We start from the raw sequence: 17207 nt of genomic DNA, 5'->3' as shown, positions 1-17207 counted from the left end.
GCAGCGGAAGTTTATTTTCGGTCAGTCGGAGGTCTGTGTGGTTCCTTCGAGTTGCTCGGTCGACTGCTGAATGTCGGCGACGGTCGTCTCGAAGTCGGGTTTGATGGCCGTCGCGACGACGGCGGTGACGAGCGCCCCGAGCGCGATGCAAGCGAGGAACAGTAGCGGGCTGTTCGACAGCGGGATAACGAAGACGCCGCCGTGGGGCGCGCGGACGGCGACGCCGAGCGCCATCGACGCCGCGCCGGCGACGGCACTACCGGCGATGGCGCTCGGGATGACACGGAGCGGGTCGGCCGCCGCGTACGGAATCGCCCCCTCGGTGATAAAGGAGAGGCCGAGCGGAACGGCGCTCTTGGCGTTCTCGTACATCTCGGCGGTGTACTTCTGCGGCGCGATGAAGTTCGACAGCGCGAGGCCGAGCGGCGGCGTCATCCCGGCTATCATCACCGCGGCCATCGGCGCGTAGATCTGTTCGCTGATGAGGCCGACCGAGAAGACGTAGGCGACCTTGTTCACCGGGCCGCCCATGTCGAACGCCATCATCGCACCGAGGATGGCCCCGACGAGGACGGCCTGGCCGCCCTGCATCCCTTCGAGCGTCGACGTCAGCGCCGCGTTGGCGATGGCGACGGGGACGCCGAGAACGAAGATGACGACCGGAACGAGTATCGCCATCGTCGCCACGGGGATGATGAGCACCGGCATCATCGGTTCGAGGACGCTCGGGACGTTTCGCTGCTTGAACCAGCGCGCGACGTAGCCCGCGAGGAACCCGGCGACCAGCGCACCGAGGTAGCCCGCGCCCGCTTCGCCGCCGCCGAGGCCGGTGACCTCCCCTGCCGCCTGCAGAATCTCGCCCTGTTGGATGAGATACGACAACAGGAATCCGGGTGCTAACCCGGGTCTATCGGCGATCGCGTAGGCGATGTACGCCCCGAGGATGGGCACCATGATGGTGAGTCCGGCGCTGCCGACCTGTGCGAGAAACCAACCCGCAGAACCGGTCGCGTCGAAGACGTTCTCCACGTTCGCGCCGGTCCCCGGGAGCGACGCGACGGCGTACGCGAGCGCCAGGAAGATGCCACCGATGGTGACGAACGGAATCATGTGCGATACGCCGGTCATCAGGTCCTCTTTCACCGAAGTGACGTGCGAGCGGAGTACGCGTTCGGTCGTGTCTCGTGCGGACATGGTCCTTTCCCTCACAATTGTTACTGTAACTGTTCAAAAATAGTTTCGGATATGTTCGTTTATGATTGTTATTCCATGAGTCAAACGTAACCCGATAGAATCCACGCGAATCGATCCTTACAGCGAGGAGACGCAGACCGCTTCGATACTCGCAGAGACGTCTTCGAACGAGGGTACGCGGGTACCGGAGACGGCGACGACTGTCGACGCGACAGCGATTCCGGTTTTGAGCGCCGTCGGTTCGGACGCGTCGCGAGCGAACGCCGACAGTACGCCGGACAGCAACGCGTCGCCAGCGCCGACAGTATCGACGACCGATGTCTCCAGCGCCGAGGCGTGGTACGCGCCGTCGTCGGAGACGAGAATCGCTCCGTCGCTGCCGAGCGAGGCGACGATTCGGTCGTACTGCCCTTCTCGAAGCCGGCGGGCCGCGTCGAGACACTGTTCGACGGTGTCGACCGGCGCGCCGGTGGCGACGGCGAGTTCTTCGCGGTTCGGCTTGCAGAGTGCGTAGTCGGCGTTCAGCCGACGCAGGAGCGGTCCGTCGACGTCGACGACGGTCTCCCATCCGCCGGCTTCGGCGATGCGGTCGACCGTCTCCGGACCCGTCCCCGGGGGGAGACTCCCCGCGACGAGCACCGCATCCGGGTCGTGGCGGGCGACGGTGTCGACGACGGCGTCGACCGCCGAGGCGGTAACCTCGGGGCCGCGCTGGTTCACCTTGAACTCGCCGTTCGGCGCGAGAATCGTCGTGTTGAGGCGCGTGGTGCCGTCGATTTCGACGAAGTCGGCCGGAAGGTCGAACTCGCGGAGTCGGCGTTCGAGGAACGCGCCGAAGGCGTCGCCGAGAAACCCCGTCGCGAGCGTCTCCGTCTCCAGCGCGTCGAGATACTTCGAGACGTTGATTCCCTTCCCGCCGGGGTCGTACCGGGCGGCAGTCGTTCGACTGACGCGGTCGGACTCCAGCGGTTCATCCAGCGGAAGCGTGTGGTCCAGCGCCGGGTTCGGCGTCACCGTGAGAATCACGCCGACACCACCTCGAAGCGGAGTTCGGCCCCCTCGAACGCGTCGCGCGCCCCCGCGGGGACGTCGCCCGCGGTGACGAACAGGTCGACGTCCGAGAGGTCGGCGAACTGCACGAAACTCCGCTTGCCGACCTTCGTCGCGTCCGCGACGAGGACGACACGGTCGGCGCGCTCGACCATCAGCTCCTTCATCCGCGCTTCGTCCTCGTTGGGCGTGGTCAGCCCCGCCTCCGGCGAGACGCCGTTGGTGCCGAGAAACAGCACGTCGAAGTTCGTGCGGTTCATGAACGACTCGGCCGTCGGTCCGACGAGCGCCCGCGTGCGCTGGCGGAGGGTCCCGCCGGTGAGCTTCACCTCGACATCGGACTCGCCGAGTTCGACGGCCATCCGCGGCGCGTTCGTCACCGCGAGAAACGACCCATCGCGCGGCGTCCGCCGCGCGACTTCCATCGTCGTCGTCCCGGCGTCGAAGAACGCCACCTGCCCGTCGACGAGTTCGTCGACGGCCCGCTGGCCGATCGCTACCTTCTGTTCGAGGTTCTGCACCTCCCGCTGGTCGTACGTCTGCTCGCGGCCGACGGTCGTCGCCGGCACCGCGCCGCCGTGCGAGCGCTCGACCATCCCTTCCCGTTCGAGTTCGCGCAAGTCCCGCCGTATCGTCGCCTTCGAGTACTCCAGCGTCGACGCGAGCGATTCGACCGACTGCCCGTCGGACTCGGTCACCAGTTCGACGATTCTCCGTTTTCGCTCCGCGGGTAACATCTCGGGCTCCCTCCCGTTTGTGACTGATTTCCTTCGGACATAATTGTTTATGCGAGTTGCCGACCGGGAGCGCGGAGCGGTGGCTCCGCAGCGACGAACCACCGAAAAGAAACGACGACGCACCGCCGCGTTCAGAGCCGTTCGACGACTGCGCTCGTCACGTCCTCGGTGGACGCGTCGCCGCCGAGGTCCGGCGTCCGCGGCCCGTCTTCGAGGACGCGCTCGACGGCCGCTTGGACGTTCTCGCCGGCCTCGACGTGGCCGAGATGGTCGAGCAGCATCGCCGCCGAGAACAGCGTCGCCGCCGGGTTGGCGACGCCCTCGCCCGCGATGTCGGGCGCGGTGCCGTGAACCGGCTCGAAGAGCGCGCGCTCGGGGCCGACGTTCGCCGACGGCAGCAGGCCGAGGCCGCCGACGAGGCCGGCGGCGAGGTCCGAGAGCACGTCGCCCGCGAGGTTCGGGCAGACGACGACGTCGAACTGCGTCGGGTCGAGACAGATCCGCGTCGCGAACGCGTCCATCAGCACCTCGTCGGTGTCGACGCCGCGTTCGTCGGCGACCGAAAGCACCGCCTCGCGGAACCGACCGTCCGTCTCGCGCATCACGTTCGCCTTGTGCGCGACGGTGAACCCGTCGTGGTCGCCCCCGTCGGCGAACTCGCAGGCGAACTCGGCGAGTCGTCGCGATGCGGAGTCGGTGACGACCCGCGTCAGCGTCGAGAGGTCGTCGCTGAGTCGGTCCTCGTGGCCCGCGTAGACGCCCTCGGTGTTCTCCCTGAGGAACACGAGGTCCGTCTCCGGCCGCAGCGCGTCGACGCCGGGGTACGCCTTCGCCGGGCGGACGTTGACGTACGAGTCGACCGCTCTACGGAGCGGGAGGATGACGTCCGCGGCCGTCTCGCCGGCCGCGCCGAACAGCGTCGCGTCCGCGCTCGCGGCGAGGTCGTACGTCTCCTGCGGGAGGGCTTCGCCGGTCTCCTCCTTCACGCGGTCGCCCGCCTCGGCTTCGACGAACTCGAACTCGCCGACCGCGTCGAGCACGCGGACGGCCGCCGGGACGACCTCCTGTCCGATGCCGTCGCCGGGGATGACGACGATCTCGTCGGTCATCGCCGACCCTCCTCGGTCGGCGTTTTCGTCGCTTCAGTCATCTGTCCCCACGTACGGCAGCGACTCGGCTGTCTCTTGGACGGCGTTTCTGTTCGACTTCATCAGCGCCGTCGTGTCCCAGACGCCCTCGACGAGCGCCTTCCGCTGGGCGTCGTCGACCTCCACGTCGACGGTGGTTCCGCCGTACGTGACCGTCTCGGCTTCTACGTCGACGTCGATGTCGCCGTCGGGGTGCTCGTCGACCCACGCCTGTAGCTCCGCTACGGTCCCGGAGTCGGCGGTGACCGTCGGGATGCCGAGCGCCAGGCAGTTGCCAGCGAAGATTTCGGCGAACGACTCGCCGACGAGGGCGTCGATGCCCCAGCGCATCAGCGCCTGCGGGGCGTGCTCGCGGGAGGAGCCACAGCCGAAGTTGGCGTTGACCACCAACACCGAGGAGTCGCGGAAGCGGTCCTCGTTGAACGGGTGGTCTTTCTCCTCGTCTGCTCCGACGGTTTCACCGTCTCCGTCTCGCGACTCCGACGGAGTCGCGCTCTCGAACCGCTGGTCGAAAAAGGAGAACTGGCCGAGGCCGTCGAACGTGACGACCTTCATGAACCGCGCCGGAATTATCTGGTCGGTGTCGATGTCGTTGCCGCGGACGGGCACGCCCGTCCCGGAGACGTGCCGGACGGTGTCGGCCGGACCGTCGCTCGTCTCTCCGGCGCTCATACCGTCGTCACCTCCGAGAGGGTCCGCACGTCGGTCACTCTCCCTTCGAGCGCCGCCGCCGCGACCATCTGCGGGTTCATGAGAACGGTTCGACCGTCCTTCGATCCCTGTCGGCCGATGAAGTTCCGGTTCGACGAGGACGCGCAGGCCTCGTCGCCCTCCAGTTGGTCCTCGTTCATCCCGAGACACATCGAACAGCCGGCGTTGCGCCAGTCGAAGCCGGCTTCGCGAAAGACATCGGCGAGTCCTTCTTTCTCGGCTTGCTCCTGCACGCGCTGGCTGCCCGGGACGACCATCGCGCGGACGTCCGGGTGGACCTGCCGGCCTTCGACGATGGTCGCCGCGCGGCGCAGGTCGGGCAGGCGGGCGTTCGTACACGACCCGAGGAAGGCGACGTCGATCTCGTAGCCTTCCATCGTGTCGCCGGGTTCGACGCCCATGTGCTCCTGCGACATTCTCGCGGTGTCCTGCTTCTCCTCGGGCAGTTCTTCGGGCGCGGGAATCGGCCGGGTGACGCCGACGCCCTGGCCGGGCGTCGTGCCCCACGTGACGACCGGTTCGAGCTCGTCGCCGTCGATGACGACGACGTCGTCGTACTCGGCGTCGTCGTCGGAGCGAATCGACTCCCAGTACGGCTTGAGCTTCTCGAACTTCTCGGGGTCGCCTCGGAACTCGTCGGTCTCCGCCAACCACTCGTAGGTGGTCTCGTCGGGGTTGACGTAGCCCGCTCGCGCGCCGCCTTCGATGGACATGTTGCAGATGCTCATCCGGCCCTCCATGTCGAGATTCTCGACGGCCTCGCCGGCGTACTCGTACACGTAGCCGACGCCGCCGTCGGTGCCGAGTCGGCGGATGACTTCGAGGATGACGTCCTTGGCCTCGACGCCCTCGGAGAGTTCACCCGTGACCTCGATTTTGCGGACCTTCTGCTTCTCCATCGCCACGCAGCCGGTCGCGAGCACGTCGCGAATCTGGCTCGTGCCGATGCCGAAGGCCAAGGCTCCGAACGCGCCGTGCGTCGAGGTGTGGCTGTCGCCGCAGACGATGGTCTTGCCGGGTTGGGTGATGCCCTGCTCCGGCCCGATGACGTGGACGATTCCCTGGTTTCCAGTGGTCGGGTCGGAGAACTCGATACCCGCCTCGCGGACGTTCTCCTCCAGTTCGGCCATCATCTCCTCGGCGGCGTCGTCGCCGTAGGGCCGCGACTGGTCCGCCGTGGGGACGATGTGGTCGACCGTCGCGTGCGTCAGTTCGGGGTAGGCGACCTCCATGTCGCGCTCGCGCAGCATACCGAACGCCTGCGGACTCGTCACCTCGTGGATGAGGTGGAGGCCGACGAACAGTTGCGTCTGCCCGGTCGGTAACTCTGCGACGGCGTGGCGGTCCCACACCTTGTCGTACAGCGTTCCCTCACTCATCTACCGGTTCCCCCGCGCTCCGTCGCGCGTCGCGGACGGTCTGGCGCTCGTTGCCGCCGCGCGCCCACACTTCCGAGACATCCTCGCCGTGTCGGGGCGTGTGGTCGACGTCGCGCATCGTGCTGCCGCGTTCGCGCTCGCGTTGCTCGCGCTCACCACCGTTTGCCCTCCGGTCCAACGAGGCTCGCTTCGCTCCACTCAGCTCACCCCCATCCGCCATCGCCGGGCCACGCTGGAACACCGCCCCGAACGTCTCGGTCGTGTGGGGGTGGGTGTGGCTCACGTCGGCCATCGTCCGTTTCTCGTCGTTCGTGTCCTGATTTCGTCCGTCTCGGTCGTTCATGCTTTCACTCGGGATTTCTCGTCTTCGTCCTCGTCTGTCGTCTCGCCCTGTTCCTCCTCGGCCCACGCGAACAGGCCGCGAAGCTCCTCGCCGACGGCCTCGATGTCGTGGTTCTTCTCGGCCTCGCGGAGCTGCTGGTAGCTCGGACGGCCGGCCTGGTTCTCGACGATCCACTCGCGGGCGAACGTGCCGTTCTGGACCTGTTCGAGCACCTCCTCCATCTGCTCGCGGGCGTGGTCGTCGACGATGACGTCGCCGCGGGTCAGTCCCCCGAATTCGGCGGTGTCGGAGACCGAGTCCCACATCCCGCCGAGCCCGTCCTCGTACATCAGGTCGACGATGAGTTTCAGTTCGTTCAGGCACTCGAAGTACGCCATCTCGGGGCTGTAGCCCGCGTCGACGAGCGTCTCGTAGCCCGTCTTCACGAGCGAGGTGACGCCGCCGCACAGCACCGCCTGCTCGCCGAAGAGGTCGGTTTCCGTCTCCTCGCGGAACGTCGTCTCGACGACGCCCGCGCGCGTGCAGCCGATGGCTTTCGCGTACGCCAGCGCCTCGCCCTTCGCGTCGCCGGTCGTGTCCTGATAGACGGCGACGAGGCCGGGCGTCCCCTGGTCGGCCTGGTAGTTGCGGCGGACGAGGTGGCCCGGCGACTTCGGCGCGACCATCGTCACGTCGATGTCTTCGGACGGCTGAATCTGGTTGTAGTGGATGTTGAAGCCGTGGGCGAACTGGAGCGTGTTGCCGGGTTCGAGTTCGTCCTCGATGGCCTCGTACACCGACGGCTGGACGGTGTCGGGCACGAGTACGGAGACGACGTCTGCGGCGGCGGCCGCCTCGACGGGTGTCGCCACCTCCAGTCCGTCATCTTTCGCCGCGGCGCGTGAGGCGGAACCTTCGCGGAGGCCGACGACCACGTCGACCCCGCTGTCGGCGAGGTTCTGGGCGTGGGCGTGACCCTGGCTGCCGTAGCCGAGGACGGCTACGGTCTTGTCGTCGAGATACGTTGCGTCCGCGTCGTCGTCGTAGTAGATCGTCGCTTCGAGTTCGTCTGTCATGATTGGTATGTCAGTTGGTTTCGTCGTCTGCGTCGGTTTCGTCACGATACGTCGAGCCCTTCGGTTCGGTGGAGTGGCCCGGTTCCTCGCCGGGCGTCGTCGGCGTGTCGCCGCGGGCGAGCGCCGTCTGTCCCGTCCGCGCGATTTCGATGATGCCGAACTGCCGGAACGCGTCGACGGCGTCGTCTATCTTCTGCTGGTCGCCCGTTATCTGGACCGTGATGGTGCGCGGCCCCGCGTCGAGCGTCTGACCCTCGTACATCTGGGTGATGGCGTGGACCTTGTCGGGTTCGTCGCCCCGCACTTTCAGCAGGACGAGTTCGGCGCGCACGGCGTCGTCGTCGAGTTCGCCGACCTGGATGACGGGTTTGAGCTTCCCCAGTTGCTTTTTCACCTGGTCGATGCCGGCGTCCGTCTCCTCGACGACGAGCGTGATTCGCGCGTGGCCGTCGACGGTCGTCTTGCCGACGGTCAGGCTCTCGATGTTGAACTGCCGCCGGGAGAACAGCCCCGAGACGCGCGAGAGCACGCCTGGTTCGTGTTCGACCAGCGCCGAGACCACGGCCGTCCGTTGGCGCGGTTTGGCCTCGACCTCCGGGTCGATGCGGACGCCGTGGGTGTTGCGTCGGCCCTCCGGGTGCGGACGCTCGTCGGGCGCAGGACCGGGCATGCCGGGTCCGTCGAACTCGTATCCGCTCTCGGTCTCGAACTCCGGAGCGTCCGTCGAATCTTCGCCGCTCATAGCTGGTCCTCCGAGAGCGCGAACTTGCCGTTCGCCCCGCCGCTGGCGACCATCGGGTAGACGTTCTCGGCGGGGTGGATGCGGAAGTCGACGACCGACGGACCGTCGTACGCCAACGCGTTCTCGATGGCGTCGGCGGCCTCGTCGTAGTTCTCGGCGCTGAAGCCGCGAGCGCCGAACGCCTCCGCGAGTTTCGCGAAGTCCGGACACCAGTCGTACTCGGCGGCCATCCGGCGGCCCTCGAAGAAGGCGTCCTGCCACTGCCGGACCATCCCGATGTACTCGTTGTTCAGGACGGCGACGGTGATGTCGAGGTCCTCGCGGACGGCCACGGAGAGTTCCTGAATCGTCATCAAAAAGGAGCCGTCGCCGTCGACGCAGACCACGTCTCTGTCGGGGGCGGCGAGCTTCGCACCGATTGCGGCCGGAAGGCCGTAGCCCATCGTCCCGAGGCCGTGCGAGGAGACCCACGTGCGCGGGTTCGTGAACGTCCAGAACTGCGCGGCCCACATCTGGTGCTGGCCGACGCCCGTGGTGACGATGGTGTCGTCGGGCGTCGCCTCGTCGAGCGCCTCGACGACGAACTGCGGTTTCAGCGGTTCGTCCTCGGGCGTCTTGTACGCCAACGGGTACTCCTCCTTCCACGTCTGACACTGCTGTCGCCACTCGCGGACGCCCGGCGACTGCTCGATCTCCTCGGTCAGTTGGTCGAGGACGGCCTTCGCGTCGCCGACGACCGGGTAATCCGCGTGGACGTTCTTCGAGATTTCGGCCTCGTCGACGTCGACGTGGACGACTTCGGCCTCGGGCGCGAACGTGTCGACGCCGCCGGTGAGCCGGTCGTCGAACCGGCAGCCGACGGCGACGAGCAGGTCGCAGTGCGTGACCGCCATGTTCGCGTACCCGGTGCCGTGCATCCCCGCCCACGACAGGCAGAGCTCGTGGTCCTCGGGCATCGACCCGATGGCTGGCATCGTCGTCACGACCGGAATGCCGTTGTCGATGGCGAACGCGCGGGCTTTCTCGGTGGCGTTGGCTTTGACGACGCCGCCGCCGAACAGCAACAGCGGTTTCTCCGCGCGCTCGATGGCGCGGGCGGCCGCCTCGACGGATTCTTCGTCGGCCTCCGTCGGCGGCGTCGTCGTTTCTGGTGCCTTGGCCGGGCCGGGTTCGCGGTCGGTCTCCGCCATCGTCGTGTCTTTCGGTAGGTCGACGAGCGTCGGTCCCGGTCGGCCCTCTGCGGCGAGCGCGAACGCCTCGCCCACCGTGTCGCCGACGGTGTCGGGGTCGCTCGCGAAGTAGTTGTGCTTCGTGATGGGTGCGGTGACGCCGGTGGTATCGGTCTCCTGGAACGCGTCGGAGCCGACCATCGTCGACGGGACCTGTCCCGTCAGCGCGAGCACGGCGTCCGAATCCATGTCGGCGTCGGCGATGCCGGTGACGAGGTTCGTCGCCCCCGGTCCCGACGTTGCGAGACAGACGCCCGGTTCGCCGCGGACGACGCTGTAGGCGTCGGCGGCGTGCGCCGCGCCCTGCTCGTGCGCCATCGTGACGTGATGGATGTCGGAGTCGTACAGCGCGTCGTAGATGGGCATTATCGCGCCGCCCTGCACGCCGAACGCCGTCTCGACGCCCGCGTTTTCGAGCGCGCGGACGGCTGAGGACGCGCCGGTCGTAACCGGCGTCCGAGTCGAGTCAGCCGTTTGGTCGGCGTCCGCTCTGTCGTCTTCGGTCGGGGCTGGCTGTTGTTCGCTCATGCTGTGCCTCCTCTCTGGTGTCGATGGTGTGTGGCTGGTCGGTACGGTCGCATCGGTGGTGTGCGTGTGGCTCGGTGTCGTGGAGCGCGCGGAGTGGTCGCGCGGCTCGCTCTCGAAAACGGTGCGAAACGGCGTCGGAAGAGGGGGTGGTGAGGGGCTAGGCGGCCCCTACAATAATGAGCGAACCGAGGACAGCGCTGTCGCCGCGAAGCGACGGCTCGGGGGCCGTCGCGGACGTGCGGCGCGTGAGTGACTGTCGCATCTCGTTCGTCTGCTAACACCCGTGGGTAAAAACCCTTTCGCGCCGTGCAAACGTTGCCCGGACGAGTCGTCCTCACACGGGGTGGTGCTCTGATCCTGTGAGACGAATCGGGAGCACGGTGCGTCCCGGATACACGGCCGGTCGCCGGGCGCTTCACCCGTGGCTCGTCGGAGCCTGCGACGCCGCGCCGGGACATCAGGCGCGGACCTCCTCCGGTTCCTCGACGCCCGCGTCGCGAGCGAACTGTTCCAGCACGCTCATCGTGACGCGGCCGCCGTCCGCGCCGTAATCTTTGACGCGGCGGGTTATCTTCCGGACCTCGGCGTCCGTCGGCGAGTAACCCGCGTCCTCCAGTCGTTTCCGGACCGAGTGCGCGCCGGTGTGTTTACCCAGCACGAACTCGCGTTTCGCGCCGACCATCTCCGGCGTCATCACGCCGGGTTCGAAGGTGTCGGCGTTCTCGATGACGCCCGCTGCGTGGATGCCACTCTCGTGCGAGAAGGCGTTCCGGCCGACGACCGGTTTGTTCGCGGGAACCGGGATGTCCGATTTCTCCTCGACGATGCGGGAGAGTTCGGTGATGCGCGTCGTGTCGACACCGGTGTCGACGCCGTAGACGCTCTCTGCGGCCATGACGACTTCCTCGAAGGCTGCGTTGCCGGCGCGCTCGCCGATGCCGTTGACCGACACCTGCGCCTGCGCCGCACCCGCCTCGAACCCCGCCAGCGCGTTGGCGGCGGCGAGGCCGAAGTCGTCGTGGGTGTGGACGTCGACGCGCGCGTCGGTGTGCTCCGTGATGGACCTGATGAGGTCGCCGAAGCGCGTCGGCGTCGCGACCCCGCACGTGTCGGGGACGTTTATCCAGTCGACGTCCGCCTCGGTGACGGCCTCGATTATCTCGTAGAGGAACGCCTCGTCGGTCCGGGTGGCGTCCATCGGCGAGAACATCACGTCGACGCCCGCCTCCTTCACTCGTTCGACCGATGCGACCGCTCGTTCGACCGCCTCCTCGCGGGAGGCGTGCATCGAGTCCTGTAGCTGTACGTCGCTCGTGCTGACGAACACGTGAACCATGTCGACACCGGCGTCCAGCGCGGCTTCCACGTCGCCGTCGACGACGCGGGCCAAGCCACAGGTGGTCGTCTCCGTCGCGGCCGCGATGTCGCGGACCGCCTCGAACTCCGCGTCGGAGTTAACGGGGAAGCCAGCCTCGACGACGTGGGTGCCCATCGCGTCGAGTATCGACGCGATCTTTCGCTTGTCGTCGTAGCTGAACGAGGTGCGCGGCGACTGCTCGCCGTCGCGCAGGGTGGTGTCGAACAGTCGTACCGTCTCGATCTCAGATTCGCAGTTCAGTGTGCCGTCGAAGAACTCGACCCGCCGGGGTATCCGACGTGTCCTCCGTGTCGTTGTGAGACATCGTGTGGCGTGCTCGGGGGGACCACACGTATAAAGCTGTCCCTCCGACAGATTCACCGTGAAACGAGGACGGCACGAACGTTCGTGAACGATAGAGAAACCGCTAGACAGCAACGTCCTTGTTCTCATCTGCATCCCTTATATTTCATAATATTGTGGAAGGTCGGTCGCGACCGACCTCGGCCCCGAGCGCGCCAGGAAGAGGCACAGTTAGCCGTGCGAACGACTCGCGCGCGGACTGTCAGGGCGAGTGATGAGAACTGGGCACTCGTCCAGAACGCTGGTTCGGAACGGGGCGCAGGTGACCGATCGGTCACAACGAATCGGTGTCGAGTTCGCTCGGAAGAGAGAGTCAGGGCTGCGGAGAAGCGAGGATTTTTGATACCCTCGCGCAAGTGCCGCGTATGAGCGACTTCGACCTCGACCTCCGAACTGCCGAATCACACATCGAGAACGCCGAGATTCGCGGCGACGTCGTTCTCGGCGTGCTCGACGGGTCGACGGAACCGACCGAGTGGGTCCGCAACGTCACGGAGGGGAACGTCCTCGTGCTGTCGGTCCACGGCGACCTGAACAAACTCGCCGCCGGATTCGCCCGCGAAGTGAAAGATATGGGCGGGCAACTGATGCACTTCCGGAAGTTCCTCGTCGTGACGCCGCCGGGCGTCGACATCGACACCGACCGCCTTCGATAACCGACGAGAGCCGGGCGCGGCGCTCGTCGACGTCCGTCGAGGCTCGCTGGTCTCGCCGGGTCTCACTCGAAGCGCCGGGTCTCGACACCGCAGCCAGCGCACGAGAGCACGTACACGGCCCGGCCAGCGTCTTCGACCGCCTCGTACGTTCGGTCGGTCGTCTCACCGCAGGCCGGACACTCCTCCTCGATGATCGCACTGTCGGCGTCTTTCGGCGCGCCGACGGCGACGAGTCGACAGGGTGTCTCGCCTGCGGCGACGGCGCGGTTCGGCGCGTCCCGCGGGACGAAGAAGGCTTCGTCGGCTTCGACCCGGAACTCGCCGTCTTGCGTCTCGACGCGGAGTTCGCCCGAGAGCACGTAGAACAGTTCCTCGTGGTCGGGGTGGCGGTGGTAGCCCCACGGCACCTGCTCGCCGGGGTCGGCGGTGACGACGTTGAAGCCGAACTCGCTCGCGCCGACCGCCTCGTCTATCTCCTTCATCTCGCGCGTCGGGTTCGGCGTGTTCGAGACCGACTCCACGGACACCTTGCGGTACTCGGGCATCGTCGACAGTTCACGTTCGTCACTCTTACGTCCACGGACTGCGGCAGCGTTACCTCGCTCTCTCATCGGGGACGAACGTCAACACGTGTCCGTCCGGGTCGCGGAGTCGCCGTTCGTTGTCGCTGTCGGCCGGGAGCGACCCGCAGGCGAACTCCGAGAACGCGTCTGCGGCCTCGTCGGGGTCGTCGACGGCGAGTCCCAGTTCCACGTGGACGCCGCCGCGCGCGTCCGCGAGACCCAACTGCGGTTCCCACAGTTCGAGGTCGAACGGCCGGTACCGCGAGTTCTCGCGAGCGTCGGCCGGTCCCCGCAGGCGGACGCGTCGTCGTTCGTCGCCGCGGTCGACGACCTCGAACCCGAGTTCGGCGTAGCGGCGCTCCGCGGCGTCGAGGTCGGTCACTTCGAGGACGACCTCGAAGATGCCCGTGAGCGAGGGAGCGGTGCCGCTGTCGACGCCGCGGAGGGAGTCCGCCTTCGTCTCCGCCTCGTCCCCGTCGGTGCCCCCGATTTCGACGCAGTGGTCGTCGGGGTCGTCGACGTACAGCGACCGGTAGGAGCCGAACTGCACCTCCTCGGGGTCCAGGTTCGAGAGACGGTCGAGCCACTGGTCGTACTCGTCGCCGGGTGCGGAGAATGCGAAGTGGGTGTGCAGCCCGCCGCGCGGGACGCCCGTCGGCCGTCGAATCCTGAGGTCGACGGGGCCGACGGGGTAGGCGAGGACAGCGTGGTCGCCGGCGGCGTCGTCGGGGGCGAGGCCGAGGCGGTCGCCGTAGAACGCTCTCGCGCGGTCGAGGTACTTCACTTCCAGCCCGAGATGTGCGAGTCCGACCAGCATCGGCTGAGCGTACGCTCGCGGGCGTCAAGAGGGCGTCGCCGAGAGAAGCGTCTACGCGTCGTCTTCGGGCCGGAGTTCGTCGACGAGGTAGGTGAACAGCGCGTCGCGGAGTTCGTCGGGGGCGTCGTCCTCGTCGAGTGTCACCCAACGGACGCGCGCGCCCTGCAGCGCCGAGAGCACGAGCGTCGCGACGGCGTCGGGGTCGACCTCGCGGAACGTCCCCTGTTCGACGCCGTCGGCGACGATGTCGGCGAACAGGTCGTGGATGGCGGCGTCGTTGGTCGCCAACTGGTCGCGGAACGCCTCGTTGTAGGGCGCCTGTGCACGGAGTTCGAGGAGCGTCGTCTGAAACGCCTTGTGTGCCTCGCGGTCGGGGCCGAACAGCAGCATGTCGACGAGCGTCGTCAGGCGGTCAAGCGGGTCCGATTCCTCGTCGAGTGCGAGGCGCTCGTCGAGTTGCGCCAGCATGTAGTCGAGCAGCGCGACCAGCAGCTCGTCCTTCGTGTCGTAGTGGTAGTGTAGAAGCGACTTGCTCTTGTCGAACTCGTCGGCGATTTTCTGCATCGTCAACCCGGCGTAGCCGTGCTTGGTCAGCGCACGGAACGTCGCCTCCATGATGGCGTCGCGCGTCGGTTCGTCTGTCGTCTCGGTGTCACCCATCGGTCGGTTTCACTCGTCGAACGCGGCGCTTATACCTTCTTCTGTCGTCGCCGACCCGGTTCGTTTCGGAGTCCAGATGCGTCTCGGGTAACGCCTCGTCTCAGGCCCAGATGCGTCTCGGGTAACGCCTCGTCTCAGGCCCAGATGCGTCCCGGGTCACGCCTCGTCTCGGGTCAAGGTGCGTCTCGGTCCCCGGAGTCGTCCGCGTCGTCGACGGCGACCCGCTCGGCACACCACGGGCAGAACTCCATCCCGGCTTCGAACTCCTTGCCGCAGTTCGGACAGTTCCGCGCCGCGTCGGCATCGGGGACGCCCGCGCCGCGGGACCCGGACGCCGACCTGGCCTCCGCGTCGGCGTCTCGGAGCTTCCGGACACCGACGAGGTACGCGTCGACGGCGCTGGCCGTCGCGAGCACCGAGAGCAGCAGTAGCTCTTGGAGCGTCTCCGACGGAATCGGGGTCTGTTGCGGCGTGAACAGCGAGCCCTGCGAGAACGACGCGTTGACGAAATCGAGCGTCGCTTGCGAGACGAACACCTGCCCGACGACGAGCACGAGGATAATCCACGCGACCCCGCGTCGCCACCGCCGCAGGTACAGATGCCCGAGTCCGGTGATGGTTAACCCGAGCAGTCCGGCGACGAGCGGTTTCAGCCGTCGGAGACTGACCATAGTCGAGAGCAACAGACAGTCGGACTTGAACGTTCTGTTCGTCGATACCGCCGGTCGGTCGGGACTGCGCGTCGACGCGGATCACCGAAGGGACCGCCCACGTCCCGCCGGAGCGCCATTTATCCGTTTTCCGTCCCAACGAGAGGTATGCCGATGAAAGGCGGCCGCGAGGACCTCTGCGAGATCGACCGGTGGGACCACGGAGTCGGGTGGATCGCCCACCCCGACGAGGAGATGAAGCGGGCGAGCCACGCGCTGGAACTCGACGGCGACGTGTGGGTCGTCGACCCCGTGGACGCCGACGGCGTCGACGACCTGCTCGCGGCGTTCGGCGACGTGTCGGGCGTCGTCGTCGGCGTGGACCGCCACAAGCGCGACGCCGCGGCGTTCGCCCGTCGACACGGCGTCTCGGTGTACGTCCCCGACTGGATGAGCGGCGTCGCGAGGAAACTGAACGCCGACGTGAAGCGCTTCGGCCGCGAACTCGGCGACACGGGTGTGCGGGCGCTCACCGTCCGTAACTCGACGGTGCCTCCGTGGCAGGAGGTCGGCCTCTACGACGAGTCCCGCGGCACGCTCGTCGTCCCCGAGTCGCTCGGGACGGCGGCGTACTTCCTCGTCGAGGGCGAACGCCTCGGCGTCCACCCGATGCTGCGTCTGTTCCCGCCGACGCGTGCGCTGTCGGGGCTGAAACCCGAGCGGATTCTGGTCGGTCACGGCGCGGGCATCCACGAGAACGCGACGGCGGCGCTCGCCGACGCGCTGGAGAACTCGCGGAAGCGGACGCCGTCGCTCTACGCGAAGACGCTCAAGACGATGGTCTCCGGGTAGCGTCGAGACGGTATCGTCGGCCCGCCAGCGCTCTCATCGACGCGGTCGGCGCGGTCGCTCGCGCCGAGTCAACGAGGTTATATCACCGCACCCGGAGCGCCCGCGCGTGGTCTACGTAACCCGTGGATTGGTCGACGTGCTCTTGGACCTCGCCGAGGACGCCGAACCGGAGCGAGCGAACGTCGTCCTGGCGGCGACGCCAGCCGACGAGTTCGAGGCTGACCTCGGGTTGGAGTCCGAGACACCCGTACTGACCCACTTTTATCTCCCCGACGCCGGACGGTCGGTCAACGCCATCTTCGGGGTCGACCTCGCGACCCCCGCGGGTCGTGGCCGCGCGCGGTTCGTCAGCCACCCGCAGGGAAAACTCGAAGTGACGAAACGCGACGACCTCGCCGGAGTCGTTCTCGTCGCGGTTCCGCCGTGGGAGGACGCGTCGCTCGCGGCGTTCGACCGGGCGGGGACGCGACTCGAACTGTCGATTCTCGACGCCGAACCGCCGCAGGAGTCGTTTACGTGAGTCGGACGAGGCCGTAAGCGCCCGGGCCGCGTCGCTACTTCAGGTAGCCGAGGTCGGTCAACTGGTCGGCGATCTCCTCGAATTCGGCCTCGGTGAGTTGGCCCTGTCGCTGGTGCTGAATGACGATGCTCCGCAGCAGGAACCGGACGAGGTCGCTCGTGCTGGAGAAACTCGTCCCCTCGATGGTGTCGTCGACGCGTTCGGCGAGTTCCTTCGGGATGGAGACGGTCGTGTACTCCGTCATACGAACCATCTGGCGCGGCGGTCGGATAAAGACGCTGACTGCCGGGGGGGTTTTTGTCGTTCGAGTCCGAACAGCGCGCCATGGCAGCGCGGCCCCCACAGCGCGATAGCTCCGAACCCGACCAGATCGAGTTCGGCATCGCCGCTCTCGACGCGCGACTGTCCGATGCCGGGGTACAGTTCCCCGCGACGAGCGACGACCTCGTCGCGAAGATAGACGACACCGAGATTCCCTGCGACGCGTCCGGCAACACGCTCGACCTCTCGGAGGCGTTGAGTCAGGTACACCAGGAGCGCTTCGAGAACGAGACCGAACTGCTCAACGAGCTCCACCCGGTGTTCGAGGAGGAGCGGGCGGCCGTCGGCAACAGCGTCTTCGGTCGGCTCCGTGCGTTGATACCGTTCTGACG

19 protein-coding genes and 1 pseudogene are annotated in these 17207 nt (G+C 67.3%); 4 read left to right on the top strand and 16 right to left on the bottom strand.

Features of this window, described 5'->3' with window-relative positions; genetic code table 11:
* Positions 1 to 21: 21 nt before the first annotated feature.
* From LAQ74_RS06310 to LAQ74_RS06260, 11 genes are all read right to left on the bottom strand, one after another.
* On the bottom strand, positions 22 to 1194 hold the full coding sequence (locus LAQ74_RS06310) for a PTS fructose transporter subunit IIC (protein ID WP_224336205.1): 1173 nt from the start codon (positions 1192 to 1194) through the stop codon (positions 22 to 24).
* 117 nt (positions 1195 to 1311) lie between these two features.
* Positions 1312 to 2220, bottom strand: coding sequence for a 1-phosphofructokinase (gene pfkB, locus LAQ74_RS06305; protein WP_224336204.1), 909 nt, complete (start codon positions 2218 to 2220; stop codon positions 1312 to 1314).
* Positions 2217 to 2981, bottom strand: a complete 765-nt coding sequence (glpR, locus tag LAQ74_RS06300) for an HTH-type transcriptional regulator GlpR (RefSeq protein ID WP_224336202.1) — start codon at positions 2979 to 2981, stop codon at positions 2217 to 2219. Before glpR ends, pfkB begins: the two co-directional genes overlap by 4 nt.
* Positions 2982 to 3112: 131 nt before the next feature.
* Positions 3113 to 4090 (bottom strand): 3-isopropylmalate dehydrogenase, encoded by a 978-nt coding sequence (gene leuB / locus LAQ74_RS06295; protein WP_224336200.1) that lies wholly within the window; start codon positions 4088 to 4090, stop codon positions 3113 to 3115.
* 33 nt (positions 4091 to 4123) lie between these two features.
* On the bottom strand, positions 4124 to 4801 hold the full coding sequence (gene leuD, locus LAQ74_RS06290) for a 3-isopropylmalate dehydratase small subunit (protein WP_224336192.1): 678 nt from the start codon (positions 4799 to 4801) through the stop codon (positions 4124 to 4126).
* Positions 4798 to 6219, bottom strand: a complete 1422-nt coding sequence (leuC, locus tag LAQ74_RS06285) for a 3-isopropylmalate dehydratase large subunit (protein ID WP_224336190.1) — start codon at positions 6217 to 6219, stop codon at positions 4798 to 4800. The genes leuD and leuC overlap by 4 nt, the downstream gene beginning before the upstream one ends.
* The gene (locus LAQ74_RS06280; RefSeq protein ID WP_224336188.1) at positions 6212 to 6562 is read right to left on the bottom strand and encodes a DUF7989 family protein; all 351 of its coding nucleotides are present in this window, start codon (positions 6560 to 6562) and stop codon (positions 6212 to 6214) included. The genes leuC and LAQ74_RS06280 overlap by 8 nt, the downstream gene beginning before the upstream one ends.
* The gene (ilvC, locus tag LAQ74_RS06275) at positions 6559 to 7617 is read right to left on the bottom strand and encodes a ketol-acid reductoisomerase (protein ID WP_224336187.1); all 1059 of its coding nucleotides are present in this window, start codon (positions 7615 to 7617) and stop codon (positions 6559 to 6561) included. The genes LAQ74_RS06280 and ilvC overlap by 4 nt, the downstream gene beginning before the upstream one ends.
* Positions 7618 to 7627: 10 nt before the next feature.
* Entirely contained in the window at positions 7628 to 8359 is a 732-nt protein-coding gene (ilvN, locus tag LAQ74_RS06270) for an acetolactate synthase small subunit (protein WP_425498512.1), read from the bottom strand.
* Positions 8356 to 10116 (bottom strand): biosynthetic-type acetolactate synthase large subunit, encoded by a 1761-nt coding sequence (gene ilvB / locus LAQ74_RS06265; RefSeq protein ID WP_224336185.1) that lies wholly within the window; start codon positions 10114 to 10116, stop codon positions 8356 to 8358. Before ilvB ends, ilvN begins: the two co-directional genes overlap by 4 nt.
* Before the next feature lie 457 nt (positions 10117 to 10573).
* Positions 10574 to 11848: a LeuA family protein gene (locus LAQ74_RS06260; protein ID WP_425498522.1), complete on the bottom strand. Its 1275-nt coding sequence runs from the start codon at positions 11846 to 11848 to the stop codon at positions 10574 to 10576.
* 353 nt (positions 11849 to 12201) lie between these two features.
* Between LAQ74_RS06260 and LAQ74_RS06255 the strand changes: the two genes are divergently transcribed.
* A complete protein-coding gene (locus LAQ74_RS06255) occupies positions 12202 to 12492 on the top strand; it encodes a DUF5779 family protein (protein WP_224336181.1) in 291 nt (96 codons plus the stop codon).
* A gap of 62 nt (positions 12493 to 12554) precedes the next feature.
* On the opposite strand, the gene LAQ74_RS06250 is transcribed toward LAQ74_RS06255, so the two are convergent.
* The 4 genes from LAQ74_RS06250 to LAQ74_RS06235 form a co-directional block, all read right to left on the bottom strand.
* Entirely contained in the window at positions 12555 to 13037 is a 483-nt protein-coding gene (locus LAQ74_RS06250; protein ID WP_224336179.1) for a cupin domain-containing protein, read from the bottom strand.
* A 49-nt stretch (positions 13038 to 13086) separates the two neighbouring features.
* Positions 13087 to 13872, bottom strand: a complete 786-nt coding sequence (locus LAQ74_RS06245) for a VOC family protein (protein ID WP_224336177.1) — start codon at positions 13870 to 13872, stop codon at positions 13087 to 13089.
* Positions 13873 to 13923: 51 nt separating this feature from the next.
* Complete coding sequence (locus LAQ74_RS06240) at positions 13924 to 14532, bottom strand: TetR/AcrR family transcriptional regulator (RefSeq protein WP_224336175.1); 609 nt, start codon at positions 14530 to 14532, stop codon at positions 13924 to 13926.
* Between the two features lie 173 nt (positions 14533 to 14705).
* Positions 14706 to 15203 (bottom strand): zinc ribbon domain-containing protein, encoded by a 498-nt coding sequence (locus LAQ74_RS06235; protein ID WP_224336173.1) that lies wholly within the window; start codon positions 15201 to 15203, stop codon positions 14706 to 14708.
* A gap of 147 nt (positions 15204 to 15350) precedes the next feature.
* On the opposite strand from LAQ74_RS06235, the gene LAQ74_RS06230 reads away from it, so the two are divergent.
* Entirely contained in the window at positions 15351 to 16034 is a 684-nt protein-coding gene (locus LAQ74_RS06230; protein WP_224336171.1) for a hypothetical protein, read from the top strand.
* A 103-nt stretch (positions 16035 to 16137) separates the two neighbouring features.
* Positions 16138 to 16554: pseudogene (locus tag LAQ74_RS06225) on the top strand (JAB/MPN domain protein-containing protein); the annotation flags it as partial.
* A 34-nt stretch (positions 16555 to 16588) separates the two neighbouring features.
* Here the strand turns inward: LAQ74_RS06225 and LAQ74_RS06220 are convergent.
* On the bottom strand, positions 16589 to 16798 hold the full coding sequence (locus LAQ74_RS06220) for a ribbon-helix-helix domain-containing protein (RefSeq protein WP_058581891.1): 210 nt from the start codon (positions 16796 to 16798) through the stop codon (positions 16589 to 16591).
* Positions 16799 to 16878: 80 nt separating this feature from the next.
* Here LAQ74_RS06220 and LAQ74_RS06215 point away from each other — a divergent pair, with 80 nt between their 5' ends.
* On the top strand, positions 16879 to 17205 hold the full coding sequence (locus LAQ74_RS06215; RefSeq protein WP_224336170.1) for a hypothetical protein: 327 nt from the start codon (positions 16879 to 16881) through the stop codon (positions 17203 to 17205).
* The last annotated feature ends 2 nt before the right edge of the window (positions 17206 to 17207 follow it).

It is taken from the genome of Haloprofundus halobius, assembly GCF_020097835.1.
Lineage (GTDB): Archaea > Halobacteriota > Halobacteria > Halobacteriales > Haloferacaceae > Haloprofundus > Haloprofundus halobius.
Note: the sequence above shows the minus strand (reverse complement) of the source record. Positions and strands in the feature narration are given on the sequence as shown.

Coding starts and splice junctions, on each gene's coding strand:
- LAQ74_RS06310 (WP_224336205.1), bottom strand. CDS start 1,194: ATGTCCGCACGAGACACGACCGAACGCGTACTCCGCTCGCACGTCACT.
- glpR (WP_224336202.1), bottom strand. CDS start 2,981: ATGTTACCCGCGGAGCGAAAACGGAGAATCGTCGAACTGGTGACCGAG.
- leuB (WP_224336200.1), bottom strand. CDS start 4,090: ATGACCGACGAGATCGTCGTCATCCCCGGCGACGGCATCGGACAGGAG.
- leuD (WP_224336192.1), bottom strand. CDS start 4,801: ATGAGCGCCGGAGAGACGAGCGACGGTCCGGCCGACACCGTCCGGCAC.
- leuC (WP_224336190.1), bottom strand. CDS start 6,219: ATGAGTGAGGGAACGCTGTACGACAAGGTGTGGGACCGCCACGCCGTC.
- LAQ74_RS06280 (WP_224336188.1), bottom strand. CDS start 6,562: ATGAACGACCGAGACGGACGAAATCAGGACACGAACGACGAGAAACGG.
- ilvC (WP_224336187.1), bottom strand. CDS start 7,617: ATGACAGACGAACTCGAAGCGACGATCTACTACGACGACGACGCGGAC.
- ilvN (WP_425498512.1), bottom strand. CDS start 8,359: ATGAGCGGCGAAGATTCGACGGACGCTCCGGAGTTCGAGACCGAGAGC.
- ilvB (WP_224336185.1), bottom strand. CDS start 10,116: ATGAGCGAACAACAGCCAGCCCCGACCGAAGACGACAGAGCGGACGCC.
- LAQ74_RS06255 (WP_224336181.1), top strand. CDS start 12,202: ATGAGCGACTTCGACCTCGACCTCCGAACTGCCGAATCACACATCGAG.
- LAQ74_RS06250 (WP_224336179.1), bottom strand. CDS start 13,037: ATGCCCGAGTACCGCAAGGTGTCCGTGGAGTCGGTCTCGAACACGCCG.
- LAQ74_RS06245 (WP_224336177.1), bottom strand. CDS start 13,872: ATGCTGGTCGGACTCGCACATCTCGGGCTGGAAGTGAAGTACCTCGAC.
- LAQ74_RS06240 (WP_224336175.1), bottom strand. CDS start 14,532: ATGGGTGACACCGAGACGACAGACGAACCGACGCGCGACGCCATCATG.
- LAQ74_RS06235 (WP_224336173.1), bottom strand. CDS start 15,203: ATGGTCAGTCTCCGACGGCTGAAACCGCTCGTCGCCGGACTGCTCGGG.
- LAQ74_RS06230 (WP_224336171.1), top strand. CDS start 15,351: ATGCCGATGAAAGGCGGCCGCGAGGACCTCTGCGAGATCGACCGGTGG.
- LAQ74_RS06220 (WP_058581891.1), bottom strand. CDS start 16,798: ATGACGGAGTACACGACCGTCTCCATCCCGAAGGAACTCGCCGAACGC.
- LAQ74_RS06215 (WP_224336170.1), top strand. CDS start 16,879: ATGGCAGCGCGGCCCCCACAGCGCGATAGCTCCGAACCCGACCAGATC.